Consider the following 19,075-nt stretch of genomic DNA (forward strand, 5'->3'; position numbering starts at 1 on the left):
CGTCAACCGCGTTGCGCGTGCGCCTCCAGGAACCGCTCCGAAATGGTGAATCCCAGACCCGGTTTTTCCGGGATCGCTATCATACCGTCCCTGGCTTCGACAGTCTCTTCGACCAGATCATGGATCATCGGGTTGGCGCCGAGCGAATATTCGACGGTGAAACTCGACGGCGAGGCGGCGCAGACATGCAAGCCTGCGAAAAAACAGGGCGCGCCGGCCCACAAATGCGGTGCAAAGCGCAGATTGAAGGCGCTGGCGATGGTGCCGATCTTCATCGCTTCGCTGATGCCGCCGCAGAAGGCGGGATCGGGCTGGAAGATGTCGGCGGCTTTGAGCACGGCGAGGTCGCGGAAGGCGTAGCGGGTCGCCTCGCTTTCGCCGGTGGCGATCGGAACGGCGCCACTTGCCCGCACTTCGGCCATGCCCGGCTTATCGTCGGCGATGATAGGTTCCTCGAACCAGGCGAGGTCCAAATCGTTGACAAGGTGGATGAAGCGCTTGGCTTCAGCCACCGTGTAGGTGCCGTGCGCGTCGACCATCAGTTCGACATCGGGGCCGAGCGCCTGCCGTGCGGCGCGCACGCGGGTGGCGGAAATGTGCGCCGCGCCGTCCATGGCGCCAACCCGCATCTTCAGTGCCTTGAAACCGCCCTTGGCGATATAGGACTTCAACTGCTCGCCGATGGCGTCGGCGGCCGCCCAGCCGCCGGACGCGTAAGCCGGCATGCGATCGAGCTTGCGGCCGCCGAGCAGCCGCCAGACCGGAACGCCAAGCGATTTGCCAAGAATGTCCCACAGCGCGATGTCGACGGCGCTGATCGCGGCGATGCTCATGCCGCGCCGCGCCAGCTGCGGCATGGCGTGGCCGCCGCGTGCGGCGCTGTCGTGGCGCACGCCATTGTAGAGCATCTCCCAGATGATGCCGATGTCGGCCGGATCGCGGCCGACCAGCTGCGGCCCGACTTCATGGTTCAGCATGTGGACGAGTGCACCGTAGCTGCCGGCACTGCCGGCGGCGTTCTTGCCTTCGCCCCAGCCGACCAGCCCGTCATCGGTCTCGATGCGCAGGATGGCGGCGTCGAAGGTCGTCACCTGACCGAAGTCGCTGCGGTGCTGCCGAGCGGCTTCGATCGGAACGCGGATCCACCAGGCTTGGACGGACTTGATACGCATATTCTTCCCCAGCCCTGCGCCGGTCAGGGCGGAAGGGCGAATTTCCCTGAGGCAGTCGACTACTTGATCAGCGGCAGCAACGTTTCGGCGTTGATGCGCATCTGGTCGGTGTAGAATTTCTCGGTGAGCACGCTGGAGCCGTGGTCCTGGATGAACTTCAGCTGTTCGGGCGAGATATCGACCGGATTGCGCTCGACCATGTCGGGATAGGGGGCCGCCGGCGTCCGGTCGACGGGCGCGACGAACTCGTTGGTCAGCGCGCCGTCGTAGCCGATCTCGCGCAAGGTGGCGACGATCTTCGGCCAGTCGATCTGGCCGAGACCGGCGGCGAAGCGGTTGTTGTCGGCGACATGGAAGTCGAACAGGCGCTTTCCGGCCTGCCGGATCGCGTCATAGACGTTAAATTCTTCCATATGGAGGTGGTAGGCGTCGAGGCAGACACCGCATTCGGGGCTGACCGCGTCGGCCAAAGCCAGCGCCTGGGCGCCGCGATTGAACAGATAGGTCTCGAAGCGGTTGAGCGGTTCAACAGCGATCTTGACGCCGACCTTCTTGGCGTGGGTGAAGCATTCGCGGGTGGCGTCGACGACCCACTTCCATTCCTCTTCCTCGGTGCCGTCAGGCACGACCTTGCCGACGGTCGCCGGAACCAGCGTGATGATCTCGCCATCGAGTTCGCTGACCATGGTCAGCACGTCCTTGACATACTGAACGGAACGCTCGCGCTGGCCCTGGTTCCTGGCGGCAAGGTTGCGCTCGCCCAGCATCAGGGTCACCGCGCCCCAGCAACGAATGCCATGCTCCTTCAGAAGCGCCCGGGTCTCCCTGGTCTTGTACTGCTCGGGTTCGCCGGAAATCTCGATCGACTCATAGCCGAATTTCTTGATGCGCTTGAGCGTCGTTTCCAAGGGTTCCGCGCGCATCCAGTTGTGCGTCGAAAGATGCATGGTCTGTCCTTCCCAACTCGTCTCTATGGTTCGCCTGCGACATGCATCGCCAAAAGGCGACACAAAGGTTCCTCCCCAAGGCGTTCCCAGCCTTTTCTCGCAAACTGGTTCGACCAATTGGGCCTGAAGCGAGGTCTACAGCAAATTATCCGGATCGGCAAGAAGCGCCGGGATGCAACTTTCGCTGTGGAGTATTTCCTTGATTATATTGAGATATATATGCCTGCGCCGGGTGGTTTTGGGGTCATGATGGCGCATTGCAAGGCTTGACCAAAATTCCACATTTGGTAATACCAGAATGGTGGTGCGTGCAAGCGCCCGTTGAGAAAAGACCAAAGTGGCTGGCCCTGTTTCCAATCGGCGCTATGCTCGGTCGCGAGAGAAATGAGGGAGGATGCCGATGCCGACGACAATGAAGGGCCCGGGGCTGTTTCTGGCGCAGTTCGCGGGCGACGCCGCGCCGTTCAACTCACTGGCGTCGATCACCAAATGGGCGGCCGGTCTCGGCTACAAGGGCGTGCAGATCCCGACCTGGGACGCGCGGCTGTTCGATCTCAAGAAGGCGGCCTCTTCCAAGGCCTATTGCGACGAGGTGAAAGGCATTTGCGCCGACGCCGGCGTCGAGATCACGGAATTGTCGACGCATCTGCAGGGGCAATTGGTGGCGGTGCATCCTGCCTATGACGCGCAGATGGATGGCTTTGCGCCGCCATCGGTGCACAACAATCCCGCAGCCCGGCAGAAGTGGGCTGTCGAGCAGATGAAGTTCGGCGCTAAAGCATCGCGTAATCTAGGCCTGAATGCTTCAGTGTCGTTTACCGGCTCGCTGGCTTTCCCTTACCTCTATCCGTTCCCGCAGCGGCCGGCTGGACTCATTGAGGAAGCGTTTGGCGAGCTCGGCAAACGCTGGAAGCCGATTCTCGACGTGTACGAGGACAACGGCGTCGATGTCGGCTATGAAATTCACCCGTCTGAAGACGTTTTCGACGGCGCCACTTTCGAGATGTTCCTCGACGCGGTCGGCGGCCACAAGCGCTGCAACATCAATTACGATCCGTCGCATTTCCTGCTGCAGCAGCTCGACTATCTCGAATTCATCGACATCTATCACGAGCGCATCAAGGCGTTCCACGTCAAGGACGCCGAGTTCAACCCGACCGGCCGGCAAGGCGTCTATTCCGGCTATCAGAGCTGGACCAACCGCGCCGGGCGCTTCCGTTCGCTGGGCGATGGACAGGTGGATTTCGGCGGCATCTTCTCCAAGCTGACGCAGTACAATTATGATTCCTGGGCGGTGCTGGAGTGGGAGTGCTGCCTGAAGCATCCGGAGGATGGTGCGGCCGAAGGCGCGCCTTTCATCGAGCACCACATCATCCGGGTGACGGAAAAGGCATTCGACGACTTCGCCGCTGGCACCACCGACAAGAAGTTGCTGCGCGCCATGATGGGAATCTAGCTCGATTTTCCCTCCCCTTCGCGGGGAGGGTGGCCCAAAGGCCGGGTGGGTCGGTTCACACCGCGCTCTGCCTCAACGACCCCACCCGATCCGCTGCGCGGATCGACCTCCCCTCAAGGGGGTAAGCAACAGCGAGGAGCAAGATATGGTCGGCGCATCGAAGTCGGAAACGGGAGGCGGCCCGATCCGCTACGGCATGGTCGGCGGCGGGCAAGGCGCCTTCATCGGCGCGGTGCATCGGATCGCGGCGCGGCTGGACAACGAGTTCGTGCTGGTTGCCGGCGCTTTGTCAGCCGACCCGGCCCGTGCCAAGGCCTCGGCCGCCGAACTGGGGCTCGACCCCTCACGCAGCTACGCATCCTATGCCGAGATGGCCAAGGCCGAGGCGAAGCGCCCCGACGGCATCGAGGCGGTGGCCATCGTCACGCCCAACAATGTGCATGTGCCAGCGGCAAAAGCTTTCCTCGAGGCCGGCATCCACGTCATCTGCGACAAGCCGCTGGCGACGACGCTGGCCGAGGCGAAAAAGCTTGCGGCGATAGTCGAGAAGACCGGCAAGGTGTTCGTGCTGACGCACAACTACACCGCTTATCCGATGGTGCGGCAAGCACGCGAAATGGTCGCCAAGGGCGTGCTCGGCGACATCCGCATCGTGCAGTCCGAATATCCGCAGGACTGGCTGACCGAGGATTTGGCGGCGACAGGCCAGAAGCAGGCGGCGTGGCGCTCCGACCCCAAGCAGGCAGGTGCCGGCGGTGCGCTGGGCGATATCGGCACGCATGCCTACAACCTCGCCCGCTTCGTCTCGGGGCTGGAACTGGACTCCCTGTCGGCCGATCTCGACGCCTTCGTGCCGGGACGGCTACTGGATGACAACGTCAACGTCATGCTGCGCTTCAAGCCTACCGGCAAGACGCACCCGGCCAAGGGCATGATCTGGGCAAGCCAGGTGGCGCCCGGCCATGAGAACGGGCTGAAGCTGCGCATCTATGGCTCGAAGGGTGGGCTGGAATGGGTGCAGGCCGACCCGAACTATCTCTGGTACACCCCATTTGGCCAGCCAAAGCAATTGATCACCCGCAATGGCGCCGGCGCGCTGCCGGTGGCGGGCCGTGTCAGCCGCGTCCCGTCGGGCCATCCCGAGGGCTATCTCGAAGGTTTCGCCAACATCTACCAGGAGGCCGCACGCGCCATCCGGGCGGCACGCCGCAAGGGCGGCAAGCCGGCAAAGGATGTCGTCTTCCCGACCATACAGGACGGCGTCGAGGGCATGGCCTTCATCGAGGCTTGCGTGAAGTCGTCGAAGAAAAACGGGGCGTGGACGAAGCTTTAGTGGCGCGGCGGGTAACGAAGGCCCCCCACCCGGATTGCCAGCCGAATTGCGAAGGGCAATTCGGGGCAATCCGACCTCTCCCCGAGGGGAGAGGAGGAGGAGATGGCGCGACGCCAAGTCTCTTCTCCCCAGCGGGGAGAAGGTGGCCGCGAAGCGGCCGGATGAGGGGGCATGGCGCGAAGCGGCGGAACAGCCAGTGCGCCGTCAAAGGGAGGGGGCTTCGATGAAAATCGGCATGTGCATGTTCTTGTGGACGACGGCGGTGTCGAAGAAACACGAGCCGCTGCTGCGCGACATCAAGGCGACCGGTTTCGATGGCGTCGAGATACCGATCTTCGCCGGCACGCCGGACGATTATAAAAAGCTCGGCGATCTGCTCGACCGCATCGGGCTGGAGCGGACTGCGGTTTCGGCCATGGGCGATCCGGCGATGAATTTGATCGCGGCCGACGCGGCAACCCGCAAGGCCGGTGTCGACTACATGAAATGGGCGATCGACTGCGCGCAGGCGCTTGGCGCCAGCACGCTGAGCGGCCCTCTGCATTCGACGCTCGGGTCCTTTTCCGGCTCTGGGCCAACCGCTGCGGAGAAAAAGCGCTCCGTCGGCTCGCAGCGCGCCGTCGGCGACCATGCCGGCAAGAGGAATGTCACCATCGGGCTCGAGGCGCTGAACCGCTTCGAATGCTATCTCGTCAACACGATGGCGGACCTGTCGGAGCATATCGACGCCATCGACCGGCCGCACATCAAGGCGATGTACGACACCTTCCACGCCAATATCGAGGAGGCCGACCCGATCGGCGCCTACACGAAACACCGCCGGAATGTCGTGCATATCCATATTTCGGAGAATGATCGCGGCGTGCCGGGGCGCGGCAACATTCCCTGGACCGAAACGTTTTCCGCCATCCGCAAGAGCGGCTATGACGATTGGCTGACGATCGAGGCGTTCGGCCGCTCACTCAAGGATTTGGCGGCGGCGACCAAGGTGTGGCGGGATTTTTCAGAGACCCCGGAAGCGGTCTATCGGGAGGGGTATAGGCATATCAAGAGCGGGTGGAAGAAGGCGGCTTAGGCGCCCTGGCCCATTTTCTATTTGCGTTCGCGGCGGTTGCCAGGTGGTTCCCCACTCCGTCTCGGCTTCGCCGAGCCACCTCTCCCCCCTCCGGAGGGAGAGGAAGGAAGCCTCGGCCTGGGAGGACACTCGGCCTAAGAGGACAGGCGTCGGCTCGGACAGCCTGGCGCTTTCCTCTACCCCGTCGATCGGGGGAGAGGTGTCGAGCGAAGCTCGACGGAGTGGGGGTCTATCCTTTGGCGCCGGTCGAGACGACTTGCGCGTCTGCATCGCAAGCCTACCCCTGCTCAGCCTGGATCCTGTTGTAGTCGTGGATGGTCCGGCTCAGCCGGCGGCGCAGGAAGTTGGAGATGTTGTCGAAGATGAAGACGACGGCCAGGATCAGCAGCACCATGTAGAAGACGTTGGCCCAGTTGGAGTTGGTGCGCATTGCTTCCCACAGCTTCAGGCCGATGCCGCCGGCACCGACAGCGCCGATGATGGTGGCGCCGCGGGTGTTGGATTCCCACTGATAGAGCGTCTGGCTGATGAACACCGGCACCACTTCCGGCAGCACGCCGTAGCGCTGCACCAGGAGGCCGTTGGCTCCGGTCGAGATAATCCCCTCGCGCGGCTTGTCGTCGATGTTCTCCAGCGCCTCGGAATAGGTTTTGCCGAGCGTGCCGACCTCTGTGAAGAAGATCGCCGCACTGCCAGCCAGCGGTCCCGGCCCGAAGGCGCGGGTGAAGAACAGCGCCCAGATCAGCATGTCGATGGAGCGCATGAAATCGAAGAAGCGCTTGAGCACCTGGTTGACCAGCCGGCTGGGCGTGATGTTGCGGGCGGCGAAGAAGGCCAGCGGGAAGGCGACGATGCCGCCCAGCATGGTGCCGAGAAAGGCCATAACGATGGTCTGCAGGAGCTTCGTCCAGACATCGCCATGCTGCCACTGGGCGTTGTTCCAGATGTTGTCGCCGGCCAGCGCCAGATTTGACGTGCCTGGTTTCAGTTCCGGTCCGGAGACGATCAGCGAAGCGACTTCGCTTGCCGACTTGCCGAAGAAAGGCGAACGCGTGTCGAAGACGAAGTTTGCCCAGCCTAGAAAGCGCTTTCGGATCCTGACGCGGTCAACGGCGACGCGGGCCTCGCCGGCAAAGCCCATGTCGGCGACGACCTCATCCTCATGCGCGGTGATCCAGCCGGGAACCGGTCCCGAGATCAGCGGCTTGCCGGTGCCGAGTGCGACCGCAACGGTCTCACCGTTGGCAATTATCGTCGCTTGCGTCTTGGTGAAGGTAATCGACTTGGCGGTGCCGTCGATCAGGATCGTCACCGAACCATCGGCATTGGTCTTGACCCAGTCCGGATCCGGGTTCGGGCCGAGCACCGAGAAGCGTGGATATTTGGCAGTGATCTGCGGTTCGTCGAGGCGGAAGATCGGCTGCACGTCGTAGCTGATCCACTGGGTCAGGAACAGCGGCAGGCGCTCCCAGTGCGATTCCCGCATGACCTGCGGCAGGTTGAAGAACCACAATGCGTACAGCAGGTAGAGAAAGATGCCGCCAAGCAGCATCAGCGGCCCGAAGCGCTTGTGGAACGGCCGCTGGAATACCTGCGGGAAGCGCTCTTCGATCGACTGGATCTGATCGGCGGTCATGGTGGCCATGGTCAAGCGCTCATCACGAAAGCCTGCTCGCCGACCAGCTTGCGGCGCAGCCAGGCGGAGAACTGGTCGACGATGAAGATCGTCGTGAACAGGAGCAGCACGAGGGCTATCGTCTTGGCGCCGAAGCCGCGCGAGATCGACAGCTTCAACTCCTCGCCGATACCGCCGCCGCCGACCGCGCCCATGATGGTGGAAATGCGGACATTTATCTCAACACGCAGCAGCGTGTAGGACATGAAGTTGGGCAGCACCTGCGGCAGGCCGGCGAAGCGAACCCGCTCGAACCAGTTGGCGCCGACGGCCCTCAGGCCTTCCTCGGCGCGCATGTCGATGTTCTCGTTGATCTCGTAGAACAGCTTGCCCAGCGCGCCGATCGAATGCAGGCCGATGGCGATGATGGCGGCGATCGGGCCGATCGAGACGATGGCGGCGAACAGGCCGGCGATGACGATCTCGGGAAAGGCGCGCAGCAGTTCCATGAGGCGCTTGACGATCAGCCGCAGCACCGGATGCGGCGTCAAATTGCGCGCCGCGATGAAGGAGAACGGCACGGCGAAGACGAAGCCGATGAAGGTCGAGACCAGCGCCACGTTGAGCGTGGTCAGCATCAGCTCGAAATATTCGGGGATGTAGAAGCTGCCCCAGACATAGGCGCGGCCAAGCGGAAAATTGAATTCCTGGGTACCGGTGTCATGCGGGGAAGCGATGTCGAACATCGCCCGCCAGACATCGTTCCAGTCCTTGGGGACGAGCCAGCTCAGGAAATCCAGCAAATGCGGCAACCGGTCGAAGAAATGCCCGGCATTGGCCTCGTCGGCGAACCACATGGTGCTGCCGAGCGCGGTGATGAGCAGGCCGACACCGATGGCGGTGTAGAGCCGGCGCAAGGACGTCTGGCGACGCCAGGCGTCGGCCATCTGATGAGTGGCGCCGGAAGGGGCTGTCACGGAAAGGGTCATGATCGGACATGCAAGAAGGGCGGCGTTTTCTCGACGCCGCCCTTCCTGATTTCGCCGTTAGCCGCCGATGGCTGCCTTACGGGCTTCGACGATGACGTTGTAGAAGTCCGCCTTCACCGGGACGTAGCCGGTAAAATCGCCGCCCTCGACGCCTTCGAAGCATGCCTTGTCCTTCTTCGGCAACTGCGTGAAGAAGTCGGCGAGCTTGGCGGTCATTTCACTGCCGAGCGCGGTGCGCACGACCAGCGGGCCGTTCGGGATCAGGCCCGAGCGCCAAACTTCGACGAAGTCGTTGGGGTCGACAGCGCCCTTGGCGACTTCCTTGTGGAAGGTGCCCGAGGTGTAGCCGTCCTTGAAGTCGCCGATGCCGGAGGAATCGTCCACCGCCACGTCGACCTTGCCGTCACGCACGGCCAGAACGTTGTTCTCGTGGCCGCCGTTGAACTGGGTCGAGGCGAAGAATTTTTCGTTCGAAGCGCCGGTGTCCTTCGGGATCTGGGTCAGCGGGATCAGATAGCCGGAGGTCGAATCCGGATCGGCGTAGCCGAGTTTCTTGCCCTTGGCCGACTTGATGTCGGTGATGCCGGAGGATTTCAGCGCCAGGCCGATCGAATAATAGCCTGTGGCGCCGTCGGTCTGCTGGGTGGTGAGGATCGGGGTGACCGCCTTCGGGTCCTTGAGAGCGACGCTGGCGTAGCCGGAAGCGCCGAGTTCGGCGAAGTCGAGCGTGCCGCCGAGCAGGCCCTGGATGACGCCGTCATAGTCGGCGGCGGGGAACAGCGAGACCTTTTCGAAGCCGAATTCGGCCTTCAGATGGTCGGCGAGGCACTGGTAGTTGCGCAGCCGGTCGGTTTCGTTTTCGCCGCCGAGAATGCCGACGCGAAATTCCTTCATGTCGGCGGCATGGGCCATGCTGGTCGCCATGGCGAGCACGGAAACGGCGCCAAAGACCATCTTCCTGAACATTGGATATTTCTCCTGTAGGTTCCGGCCCCGCGCCGGCAGCGTTATCGATTTTGACAGGTGCCCTTGACGTGGGCTGGCGATCCCAACCGCTCTCAATATCCCGGGAATGCGGGCTCGAGCGGTCCGGCGGATGCGGCGATCTTTCGGCTGAAGGCAACGCTGGTCGAGGTGATGGCCTCGGAGATTTCCTGGCCATTGCTGTCGGCGCCGTAGACGAGGCGCACCGCCTCGCGGTTGAGCTCTTCCGGCGGGCCGTCGAAGACGACCTTGCCGGCAGCCATGCCGATGATGCGGTTGCAGTAGGTGCGGGCGGTGTCCAGCGTGTGCAGATTGGTGACGACGGTGATGCCTTCGCGCAGATTGATGTCCTGCAGCGAATCCATCACCACCTTGGCGTTGAGCGGGTCGAGCGAGGCGATCGGCTCGTCGGCGAGGATCACTCTGGGCTGCTGCATCATGGCACGAGCGATGGCGACGCGCTGCTGCTGGCCGCCCGACAAGGTGCCGGCGGGCTGCAGCGCGGTGCGGGCGATGTCGAGCCGCTCGAGTGCCGCGACCGCCTCGGCGCATTCGGCGCGGGAGAACATGCCGAACAGGTTGGTGATGGTCGAGCGGTGGTTCAGCTTGCCGAGCAGCACATTGGTCAGCACGTCGAGGCGCGGCACCAGGTTGAACTGCTGGAAGATCATGGCGCAGTCGCGCTGCCAGCGCCGCAGCGGCGAGCCGCTCAGCTTCGAGACCTCGGCGCCGTCAAAAAAAATCGACCCCTGGCTGGGATCGATGAGACGGTTGATCATGCGAAGGAGGGTTGATTTGCCGGCGCCCGAACGGCCGATAATGCCAACCATCTGACCCTGCGGGATCGCGATGTTGATGTCGCTGACGGCAGTGTTCTTGCCAAATCGTCGGGTGACACCGCGGATTTCGAGCGTGGCGGAATTTGCTGGCATGGGGGCAGGTTCCAGTCCGGGACCATTGATCGTCAGGCTCTCGCCTAACGCAGCCACATGAACCTGCCGTGTCGCGATGATGTCAGTTTTGTTACGCTCCACAGGCCTTAGCTTGTCAGCCTGGCTTACCTGTAAGTTGCGCAAGGACCCACAGCATATAGAGTGGAGCTATCGCCGCCGTGAACAAAACACAGCCTAATATCATCAACGTTATTGAAGAGCCAACGTCGGATTGCCTCCAACGCTTAGCTGCAAGCTTAATCACCAAAATTCCCAACGCGACCAACCCCAGTCCAATGAAAAGAGGTATTACGACAATAAAGGTCACATATGCTCCATGGCTCTGGGTTGGGTGATTATTAGTTCGATGAAAGCACCATTCGCGTCAACCATGCTTCTCCAGAAATGCCTCTGCGGACAGCTCACGGAAGTCCTCAAGGCAAGCGCGCAGCCTTGCATGGTCCCAGTGCCACCAGGCCAGCGCCTGGTAGCGTTCGGCCGTGCGGCGATCGAAGCGCTCGCGGATCGGCTTTGCCGGCACGCCGGCGACGATCGTATAGGGCGCTACATCTTTCGAGACGACAGCGCCGGCGCCGACCGCGGCGCCATCGCCGATGGTGACACCGGGCAGGATGGTCGAGCCGTGACCAAGCCAGGTGTCGTGGCCGATGGTGACCCGCTTGGCGCGGCGTTGGGCGAAGAATTCGCTCTCGTGCTCGGCATCGTCCCAGTAGTCCGAGGCGCGATAGGTGAAGTGGTGCAGCGTCGGCCGCCAGGTCGGGTGGTTGGTGGCGTTGATGCGCACGCTGGCCGCGATGTTGGCGAACTTGCCGATCGTCGCACACCAGACCGAGCAGTCCTGCATCATGTAGGAATAGTCGCCAAGTTCGCTTTCCGAGACCCGGCTACGGTCGGCGATCTCGGTCCAGCGGCCGAGCGTCGAATTCTGTACATCCGCCGTCGGGTGGACCAGCGGCGTCTCGGATAATTTCCTGGTCATGCGGCGATTTTTCCGGGCGCGAAAGCGGTGACGTCGATGATGCGGTCGGCAACCGCCTCGCGTACATCGTGGTCATGGAAGATGCCGAGCAGGGCGACACCTGCAGCCTTCTTGGCGGCGATGAGTTCGATCACGACATCGCGGTTCCTGGCATCGAGCGAGGCTGTCGGCTCGTCGAGCAGCAGGATCGGATGCTCGGTGATGAAGCCGCGCGCGATGTTAACGCGCTGCTGCTCGCCGCCGGAGAAGGTCGCAGGCGGCAAGGCCCAGAGTTTCTCCGGCAGGTTGAGCTGCGCCAGCAAGGCGCGCGCCTTGCCGCGGGCAATCTCGCGATCCTCGCCGCGCTCGACCAGCGGTTCGGCGACGACGTCGAGCGCCGAGACGCGCGGCACGGTGCGCAGGAACTGGCTGACATAGCCGATCGTTTGCCGGCGTATGGCCAGCACGGTGCGCGGGCTGGCGGTGGCGAGGTCGATCAGCCCATCATCATGCGTGACGATGATCTGGCCTTCGTCGACGGCGTAGTTGCCGTAGAGCATCTTCAGGATCGAGCTCTTGCCGGCACCGGAAGGACCGCCGAGCACGGTGCATTCGCCAGCCCTGATCGAGAACGAGACACCGGCGACAACAGGCAGTTTGATGCCGTCGCGCAGGTGCATGGTGAAACTCTTGGCGACGTCGGAGACAACGAGGGGGGTTGCCATCAGAAGGGCCTCCAATTGTCGTTCGTTTGCGGGCCAACGCCTCCCTCTGCCTTGCCAGGCATCTCCCCCTCAAGGGGGGAGATCGGCAGCTTTCTCGTTGCGCTTGTTCTGCAACGTTGGAGAGTGGCGAAACCGAGGACGATAGCCAATCTCCCCCCTTGAGGGGGAGATGGCCGGCAGGCCAGAGGGGGGTGCCTTGGCGCCATCGTCAAACCTGCAGAATCGAGGAAACAAGCAATTGCGTGTAAGGCGCGCGCGGGTCGTCGAGCACGCGGTCGGTGAGGCCGCTTTCGACGACGCGGCCGTCCTTCATCACCATCATGCGCTGCGACAAGAGCCGTGCCACGGCAAGGTCGTGGGTGACGACGATGGCCGCCAGACCGAGATCGGTGACCAGACCACGCAGCAGGTCGAGCAGGCGGGCTTGCACCGAGACATCGAGGCCGCCTGTTGGCTCATCCATGAACACCAGGCGCGGCCCGGTGACGAGGTTGCGGGCAATCTGCAGGCGCTGGCGCATGCCGCCGGAAAAGGCGCGGGGCTCGTCGTCGATGCGGTCCTCGTCGATCTCGACGCGCGACAGCCAGTCGACGGCGGTGGCGCGGATCCTGCCGTAGTGACGGTCGCCGACCGCCATCAGCCGCTCACCGACATTGGCGCCCGCCGACACCGTCATGCGCAGGCCGTCGGCGGGGTTCTGATGGACAAAACCCCAGTCGGTGCGCATCAGGAAGCGGCGCTCGGCCTCGCTCATGCGGTAGAGCTCGCGGAACTGGCCGTCGCGCATGCGGTAGCTGGCGGTGCCGGAGCTCGGTAGCAGCCGGGTCGACAGGCAGTTGAGCAGCGTCGTCTTGCCGGAGCCGGATTCGCCGACGACAGCCAGGACTTCGCCCGGCCACAGGTCGAAGGAGACGTTGTCGCAGCCGACGCGCGAACCGTAGAATTTAGAAAGTGCTGCGACACGCAGCAGCGGTTCGTCGGTCATTGCGCCGGCTCCCTTGTTCCCGAGGCAAGATGGCTTTCTGGAGCAAGGTGGCCGCGATGGCCGTCCGCCCGCCGCTTCTCGCAATGGTCCGTGTCGGAGCAGACGAACATGTGACCGCCATGGTCGTCGAGGATGACTTCGTCGAGATAGACGTTCTCGGCCGCGCACAGCGCGCAGGGCTGGTCGAAGGTCTGGACCTCGAACGGATGATCCTCGAAGTCGAGGCTGACCACTTCGGTGAAAGGCGGCACCGCGTAGATTCGCTTTTCGCGGCCGGCGCCAAACAGCTGCAGGGCCGGCGAGCGGTGCATCTTGGGATTGTCGAATTTCGGCGTCGGCGAGGGGTCCATCACATAGCGGCCCTCGACCTTGACCGGATAGGCATAGGTGGTGGCGATGCGGCCGTGCTTGGCGATGTCCTCGTAGAGCTTGACGTGCATGAGGCCATATTCCTCCAGCGCGTGCATTTTGCGCGTTTCGGTCTCGCGCGGCTCGAGGAAGCGCAGGGGTTCGGGGATCGGCACCTGGTAGACCAGCACCTGGGCCGCCGTCAGCGGATGCTCGGGAATGCGGTGACGGGTCTGGATGATGGTGGCGCTGGCAGTGTCGGTCGTCACCGCGACATTGGCGACTTTCTTGAAGAAGGCGCGGATCGACACCGCATTGGTGGTGTCGTCGGCGCCCTGGTCGATGACCTTCAGCACATCGTCCGGGCCGATGATCGAAGCGGTGACCTGGACACCGCCGGTGCCCCAGCCGTAGGGCATCGGCATTTCGCGCGAAGCGAACGGCACCTGGTAGCCGGGAATGGCGATGCCCTTGAGGATCGCCCGGCGGATCATCCTTTTGGTCTGCTCGTCGAGATAGGCGAAGTTGTAGGTGGCGATGTCGGTCATGGCGATCACATCCACATTGTGCTATCGAATTGGCGTCCAGGACGCGGATACAGGGGCGAATTCAGATGAACTCGACCGGATGGATGCATCTCGGAATTCTGTTGGTGGTGTTCGCCGGCGTCGTTCTCTTCTTCCTTCGGCGCATGATTTTGCCCGGCCCCAAAGAAGGTTCTCAAGGTGAGTCCGTGGGCGTCGGGAATGGTGATTACTCCGGGTATGACGGCTATGGCGGTCATTCCCACGATGGTGGCGGCCATGGTGGCGTCGGGCACTAAATTCATTCCGCAGCCTCCGATCCCCTTGCATAGCGCGCCAGCCGCTCATTGAGCGTGCCTGTGTGCAGTTCGAACATGTGGTTGTCTTCGTCGTAGAAATAGATCGAGCGGCCTTCACCCTCGACGCGCGGGCGCGGCGGGCGCATGTCGAGGCCGAGCCTGCCGATGCGCTCGGCATAGCGGTCGAAATCGGCGTCATCGATCTTGAAGGCGATGTGGTTGTAGCTGCGCTCCGGCAAGGGTTCGCCCTCCATGATGGCGACCCAGATGTCACCGATCAGGAAGAATTTTTCGGGCGACAGCGAGAACTGCCTGGCGTCGCTGGCATAGACTTCGCGTGCGTCGAATACGCCCTCGAGGATTTCGGTCATCCGCTCGAGATCGCGGACGATGAAGGTCATGTGGGAAAGGCCCTCGATCATTCCGCGGCCTCCCGCTTCTCTTCGACCTTCACGGGGTTTTGGCGGGCGTCATATTCGGTGCGCATGCGGCGTACGAGATCGAGTTCTGCCTGGAAGTCGACATAGTGCGGCAGCTTCAGATGCTCGACGAAGCCGGTCGCCTGGACATTGTCGGAGTGCGAGATGACGAACTCCTCGTCCTGGGCCGCGGCGACGACATCCTCGCCGAGCTCTTTCGCGCGCAGCGCCCGGTCGCAGAGTGCCACGGCCATCGCCTTGCGCTCGCTCTGGCCGAAGACCAGGCCGTAGCCGCGGGTGAATTGCGGCGGCGCCTTGGCCGAGCCTTTGAACTGGTTGACCATCTGGCATTCGGTGACGCGGACAGTGCCGAGCGGCACCGAGAAGGGCAGTTCGGGCACGTCGAGCTCCAGCTCGACTTCGCCGATGCGGATCTCGCCGACGAAGGGGTGGTTGCGGGCATAGCCGCGCTGGGTGGAATAGCCGAGCGCCAGCAGGAACCCTTCATCGCCGCGTGACAGCGCCTGCAGGCGGATGTCGCGCGCCATCGGGAATTCGAGCGGCTCGCGGGTGATGTCGCCGGGGACATGGTCCTGCGGCATGTCGCCATCCGGTTCGATCAAGCCTTCGCGGGCGAGGATCGCCGAGACGCGCGGCATGGCTTGCGCTTCCGTCTCGCGCAGCAAGGGCTCGGCGACATCGGCGCCGGCGGCAAGCTCGGGATCGAGCAGCCGGTGGGTGTAGTCGAAGGTAGGTCCGAGCAACTGCCCGCCGGGCAGATCCTTGTAGGTCGCCGACACGCGCCGCTCGACCAGCATGTTGGCGGTGTCGATGGGCCTGGAGTAGCCGAAGCGCGGCAGCGTGGTGCGGTAGGCGCGCACCAGGAAGATCGCCTCGATCATGTCGCCGCGCGCCTGGGCGATGGCGAGCGCGGCCAGTTCACGATCATAGAGCGAGCCTTCGCTCATCACCCGGTCGACGCCGAGCGCCAGCTGCTCGATGATCTGGTCGAGACGAAGGGCGGGCACCGAACGGTCGCCACGCCGGCGGTCGGCCAGCAGGCTGTGGGCGTTGGCGATTGCCGCTTCGCCACCTTTTACCGCGACATACATCTTACGCCTCCATCGTCTTGATGCCCGTCGTGCGCGGTAGGCAGGCGATGCCGCCTGATGTGGCGAGGATGAAGTCGACGCCGCGCGGAAAGCGCTTGATATTCTGCTTCCACTGCTCGACGAAATGGCGTGGTATCTGCGCCGGCGCGATCGTGGCGCTGGTTTCGATGCCAGGACCTTCGAGCAATAGCGGCGTGCCGGAGACCAGATCGCTGACCTGCAGGATCAGCGTGGTCGAGCGGTCGGGATAATCCTGCGTGCCCTGCGAAAAGCCATCGAGCGCCATCATCTCGGCAGGTGCTGCGATCAAGGCGAAATGCGCATCGGCCGGTGTGTTGGCCAATGGCGCGCCGGTATGGAACCCAAGCCATGATCTGATCGCGGTGGAGGCCTGCAAAGCCGGGTCGAGCCAGAGCGGCGTGTCATTGTCGCACAGCGCCAGTGCGATGGCGCCGGCGGTAGCCGAGAGCGGCACCGGCGGGCGGGCGAAGGCCGGCAGCGGTTGCACGCTGCCCGGCCGCGCCATTGCGTCCATCACGGCGCGGAACACGGTCTGGGCGTTGAAGACCGGATCGGCGAACCCGCCCTCGATCGATTGCACAGCTGCGTCCATCAGTCTTCTCCGCGAACCATGGTGAAGAAATCCACCTTCGTTGCCGCCGTCTCGGCGCGGCGTTTTTCGTGCGCCATGGTCAGAGCCGACTGCAGAGGCGCTATCAGTCCGGTCTCGACCTCATTGCGGCGGGCAGGGTCCTGCCATAGGGCGTCGGCGATAGCCGCCAGCTTCGCCTTCTGCTTGTCGCGGCCAAGCGCATAGCAATGGCCGACCTGTCCGGTGGGTAGCCTGACCGTGGCGCGGGTGACGGTCGCCTCGCCGACATTGAAAGGGGCGCCGCCGCCGCCGATGCGGCCGCGCAGGGTGACAAGGCCGGTTTCGGGGCCGCGCAACAGCTCGGCGTCCGAAGGCAGTCCGGCCTCATTCCAGAGCCGCACGATGTCATCGCCGCTGGATTGCGCAAGGGTTGCCATGGCGGCCTTGCGCTCGGCCTGGTCGCGGGCTTCCTGTCCTCGCATGAGCTGTAGTCCTCGTGGCTAAATTTGTCTATTGATATAGACAACTATACAAATTATACCTATTATCTAACGGGTGTCCATGACGGGTGGATGACAGCGATAGAAGACTGGGCGCTGGAAGATTGGGGCAATGATGGTCGGGCGGCTAGCAGCGGACAGCATCGAGCGGCGCAGTGGCGTTTCGCTGTGGCGGCAGATTGCCGACAAGATGCTGCATGCGATCGCCATCGGCGATTTCACGGAGAATGCAGCGCTGCCGCCGGAGGTGGCGCTGGCAGAGCGCTATGGCGTCAACCGCCACACGGTGCGCAGCGCCATATCAGCCCTCGTAAGGGAAGGCGTGCTGCGGGCCGAGCAGGGGCGCGGCACCTTCGTGCTGTCGCGCAAGCGGCTGTCCTATCCGATCGGGGCGCGCACACGGTTTTCGACAGGGCTGCAAGCGCAGACGACGGAACGGCACATCGCCTTGCTCGCCTCGTCGGTCGAGCCGGCCAGCCAGCGCGTCGCCGAGGGACTGGGTCTTGCCAAGGGAGCCGATGTGATCCGCCTGGAAACGCGCGGCGAAGCCGATGGACGGCCGGTGTCGCGCGCTGCTGGCTGGTTCGAAGCCCGGCGCTTTGCCGGCATCGATGCCGCGATGGCCGAGACCGGCTCGATCACCGCCTCGCTGGCGCGGTTCGGCATAGACGATTACCTCAGGCAATCGACCGTGCTGTCGGCGCGCCATGCCGATGCGGCGGACCTTGCCGACCTCGACCTGCAGCCGGGCGCCATCGTACTGGTCACGGTCGCCGTCAACGTCACGCCGGACGGCCAACCAATCCAGTTTTCCGAGTCGCGCTTCCCGGCCGAACGGGTGGAGCTGAAGCTGTCGGCGCTGTAGGGAGTGACGGGCTTATACGAGACCGTGATTTATCTGACTCACGCTGATATCAGACCAGCTCGGTCGCGCTCACTTGCGTCTTGGCGATTGAGGACCGCCTTCCCCCACTCCGTCTCGGCTTCGCCGAGACGGAGTGGGGGTCGACCTGGCTCGGGCGTCGTCAGTTCGGGCTGGGTTCGCCGCCTGCCATGTTATAACCCCACCTCGATCACAGCCTTGATCAGGCCGGATTTCTCATGCGCCCAACGAGCCAGATCGCGCGGCGTGGCGGCGAGTGTGGTGCGGTGTGTGACGAGCTTGGCCAGTGGTACGGCCCCGTTGCGGATCGAGGCGGCGACATGATCGAAGTCGGCGCGCAGCGCGTTGCGGCTGCCGATCAGCGTCATCTCTCGCTTGTGGAATTCCGGGTCGGAAAAGCTGATATCGTCCTTGACGACGGAGACCAGCACCAGCGTTCCGCCATGCGCGACATGGGCGAAGGCCGACTGCACCGACTGGGTGTTGCCGGTGGCGTCGAAGACGACATCGAAGCCTTCGCCTGATGTCGCTTCCCTGACCAGATCGGGCACCGCGCCGCGCGAGCCGTCTAGGGTCTGGAAACCAAGCTCGTTTCCAGCGAAGGCGAGCCTTTCACTGCTCATGTCGAGCAGTGTCACGTCCAGTTCGGCGATGCGGGCGAAGATGGCGGTGCCGAGCCCGATCGGGCCAGCGCCGATGACCAGCGTGCGGGCGCCGGGGTCGGCGCGGGCGCGCCGCACGGCATGCGCGCCGATGGCCAGGAACTCGACGGCAGCGGCGTCGGCCAGCGAAAGGCCGTTGGCCGGATAGAGATTTTGCGCCGGCACCAGGATGCGTTCGCACATGGCGCCGTCGCGATGCACGCCAAGCACCTCGATCCTGACACAGCAATTGGGCTTGCCGTGCCGGCAGGCGATGCACTTGCCGCAGGAAAGATAGGGGTTGACGACGACGGGCTCACCAATGGCCAGTTCGACGCCTTCGCCGGTCTCCATCACGGTACCCGAGACCTCATGACCCATGATGCGGGGATAGGCGAGGAACGGGTGCTTGCCCTCGAAAATGTGGTAGTCGGTGCCGCAGATGCCGACATGGCTGACCGCCACCAGCGCCCAGCCGGGAGGCGGTGTCTCGGGTGCGGGCCGGTCTTCAAGGACAAGATCGCCGGGCGAACGGCAGAGGACGGCTTTCATGCGCTAATCCAGT

The 19,075-nt window shown here is 63.6% G+C and carries 20 protein-coding genes; 4 read left to right on the top strand and 16 right to left on the bottom strand.

All coding sequences use genetic code 11. The annotated features are described in order from the left end of the window. Window positions 1-2: 2 nt before the first annotated feature. Both MESCI_RS08350 and MESCI_RS08355 read right to left on the bottom strand, forming a co-directional pair. Window positions 3-1,172, bottom strand: coding sequence for a mandelate racemase/muconate lactonizing enzyme family protein (locus MESCI_RS08350; protein ID WP_013529507.1), 1,170 nt, complete (start codon window positions 1,170-1,172; stop codon window positions 3-5). Window positions 1,173-1,231: 59 nt separating this feature from the next. Then, entirely contained in the window at window positions 1,232-2,119 is an 888-nt protein-coding gene (locus MESCI_RS08355) for a sugar phosphate isomerase/epimerase family protein (protein ID WP_013529508.1), read from the bottom strand. A 400-nt stretch (window positions 2,120-2,519) separates the two neighbouring features. On the opposite strand from MESCI_RS08355, the gene MESCI_RS08360 reads away from it, so the two are divergent. The 3 genes from MESCI_RS08360 (at window position 2,520) to MESCI_RS08370 (ending at window position 5,983) form a co-directional block, all read left to right on the top strand. Beyond that, complete coding sequence (locus tag MESCI_RS08360) at window positions 2,520-3,575, top strand: sugar phosphate isomerase/epimerase family protein (protein ID WP_013529509.1); 1,056 nt, start codon at window positions 2,520-2,522, stop codon at window positions 3,573-3,575. 145 nt (window positions 3,576-3,720) lie between these two features. Further along, entirely contained in the window at window positions 3,721-4,908 is a 1,188-nt protein-coding gene (locus MESCI_RS08365; protein WP_013529510.1) for a Gfo/Idh/MocA family protein, read from the top strand. A gap of 223 nt (window positions 4,909-5,131) precedes the next feature. Further along, a complete protein-coding gene (locus MESCI_RS08370) occupies window positions 5,132-5,983 on the top strand; it encodes a sugar phosphate isomerase/epimerase family protein (protein WP_013529511.1) in 852 nt (283 codons plus the stop codon). Window positions 5,984-6,260: 277 nt separating this feature from the next. On the opposite strand, the gene phnE (MESCI_RS08375) is transcribed toward MESCI_RS08370, so the two are convergent. The 13 genes from phnE (MESCI_RS08375) to phnG all read right to left on the bottom strand — a co-directional run bounded on the left by phnE (MESCI_RS08375) (window position 6,261) and on the right by phnG (window position 16,968). Beyond that, window positions 6,261-7,628: a phosphonate ABC transporter, permease protein PhnE gene (phnE, locus tag MESCI_RS08375; RefSeq protein ID WP_013529512.1), complete on the bottom strand. Its 1,368-nt coding sequence runs from the start codon at window positions 7,626-7,628 to the stop codon at window positions 6,261-6,263. A 2-nt stretch (window positions 7,629-7,630) separates the two neighbouring features. Next, on the bottom strand, window positions 7,631-8,587 hold the full coding sequence (phnE, locus tag MESCI_RS08380) for a phosphonate ABC transporter, permease protein PhnE (RefSeq protein ID WP_013529513.1): 957 nt from the start codon (window positions 8,585-8,587) through the stop codon (window positions 7,631-7,633). 57 nt (window positions 8,588-8,644) lie between these two features. Further along, a complete protein-coding gene (gene phnD, locus MESCI_RS08385; RefSeq protein ID WP_013529514.1) occupies window positions 8,645-9,553 on the bottom strand; it encodes a phosphonate ABC transporter substrate-binding protein in 909 nt (302 codons plus the stop codon). Window positions 9,554-9,645: 92 nt separating this feature from the next. Continuing rightward, on the bottom strand, window positions 9,646-10,503 hold the full coding sequence (gene phnC, locus MESCI_RS08390) for a phosphonate ABC transporter ATP-binding protein (protein WP_013529515.1): 858 nt from the start codon (window positions 10,501-10,503) through the stop codon (window positions 9,646-9,648). Window positions 10,504-10,888: 385 nt separating this feature from the next. After that, window positions 10,889-11,503 (bottom strand): DapH/DapD/GlmU-related protein, encoded by a 615-nt coding sequence (locus MESCI_RS08395; protein WP_013529516.1) that lies wholly within the window; start codon window positions 11,501-11,503, stop codon window positions 10,889-10,891. Beyond that, window positions 11,500-12,207: a phosphonate C-P lyase system protein PhnL gene (gene phnL, locus MESCI_RS08400; protein ID WP_013529517.1), complete on the bottom strand. Its 708-nt coding sequence runs from the start codon at window positions 12,205-12,207 to the stop codon at window positions 11,500-11,502. The genes MESCI_RS08395 and phnL overlap by 4 nt, the downstream gene beginning before the upstream one ends. A gap of 208 nt (window positions 12,208-12,415) precedes the next feature. Further along, window positions 12,416-13,192: a phosphonate C-P lyase system protein PhnK gene (phnK, locus tag MESCI_RS08405; protein WP_013529518.1), complete on the bottom strand. Its 777-nt coding sequence runs from the start codon at window positions 13,190-13,192 to the stop codon at window positions 12,416-12,418. Beyond that, complete coding sequence (locus MESCI_RS08410) at window positions 13,189-14,088, bottom strand: alpha-D-ribose 1-methylphosphonate 5-phosphate C-P-lyase PhnJ (RefSeq protein WP_013529519.1); 900 nt, start codon at window positions 14,086-14,088, stop codon at window positions 13,189-13,191. The genes phnK and MESCI_RS08410 overlap by 4 nt, the downstream gene beginning before the upstream one ends. 5 nt (window positions 14,089-14,093) lie before the next feature. Further along, window positions 14,094-14,369, bottom strand: a complete 276-nt coding sequence (locus tag MESCI_RS08415) for a hypothetical protein (protein WP_013529520.1) — start codon at window positions 14,367-14,369, stop codon at window positions 14,094-14,096. Continuing rightward, window positions 14,366-14,785 (bottom strand): FosX/FosE/FosI family fosfomycin resistance hydrolase, encoded by a 420-nt coding sequence (gene fosX, locus MESCI_RS08420; RefSeq protein ID WP_013529521.1) that lies wholly within the window; start codon window positions 14,783-14,785, stop codon window positions 14,366-14,368. Before fosX ends, MESCI_RS08415 begins: the two co-directional genes overlap by 4 nt. Next, entirely contained in the window at window positions 14,782-15,894 is a 1,113-nt protein-coding gene (locus tag MESCI_RS08425) for a carbon-phosphorus lyase complex subunit (RefSeq protein WP_013529522.1), read from the bottom strand. Before MESCI_RS08425 ends, fosX begins: the two co-directional genes overlap by 4 nt. A 1-nt stretch (window position 15,895) precedes the next feature. Beyond that, a complete protein-coding gene (gene phnH / locus MESCI_RS08430; protein ID WP_013529523.1) occupies window positions 15,896-16,507 on the bottom strand; it encodes a phosphonate C-P lyase system protein PhnH in 612 nt (203 codons plus the stop codon). Further along, window positions 16,507-16,968: a phosphonate C-P lyase system protein PhnG gene (gene phnG / locus MESCI_RS08435; protein WP_013529524.1), complete on the bottom strand. Its 462-nt coding sequence runs from the start codon at window positions 16,966-16,968 to the stop codon at window positions 16,507-16,509. Before phnG ends, phnH begins: the two co-directional genes overlap by 1 nt. A gap of 133 nt (window positions 16,969-17,101) precedes the next feature. Here phnG and phnF point away from each other — a divergent pair, with 133 nt between their 5' ends. After that, complete coding sequence (phnF, locus tag MESCI_RS08440) at window positions 17,102-17,851, top strand: phosphonate metabolism transcriptional regulator PhnF (RefSeq protein ID WP_024504427.1); 750 nt, start codon at window positions 17,102-17,104, stop codon at window positions 17,849-17,851. Window positions 17,852-18,042: 191 nt separating this feature from the next. Here the strand turns inward: phnF and MESCI_RS08445 are convergent, their stop codons facing one another. Then, window positions 18,043-19,062, bottom strand: a complete 1,020-nt coding sequence (locus tag MESCI_RS08445) for a zinc-binding alcohol dehydrogenase family protein (RefSeq protein WP_013529526.1) — start codon at window positions 19,060-19,062, stop codon at window positions 18,043-18,045. Between the last annotated feature and the right edge of the window lie 13 nt (window positions 19,063-19,075).

Source organism: Mesorhizobium ciceri biovar biserrulae WSM1271, from assembly GCF_000185905.1.
GTDB classification, from domain to species: Bacteria; Pseudomonadota; Alphaproteobacteria; order Rhizobiales; family Rhizobiaceae; genus Mesorhizobium; species Mesorhizobium ciceri.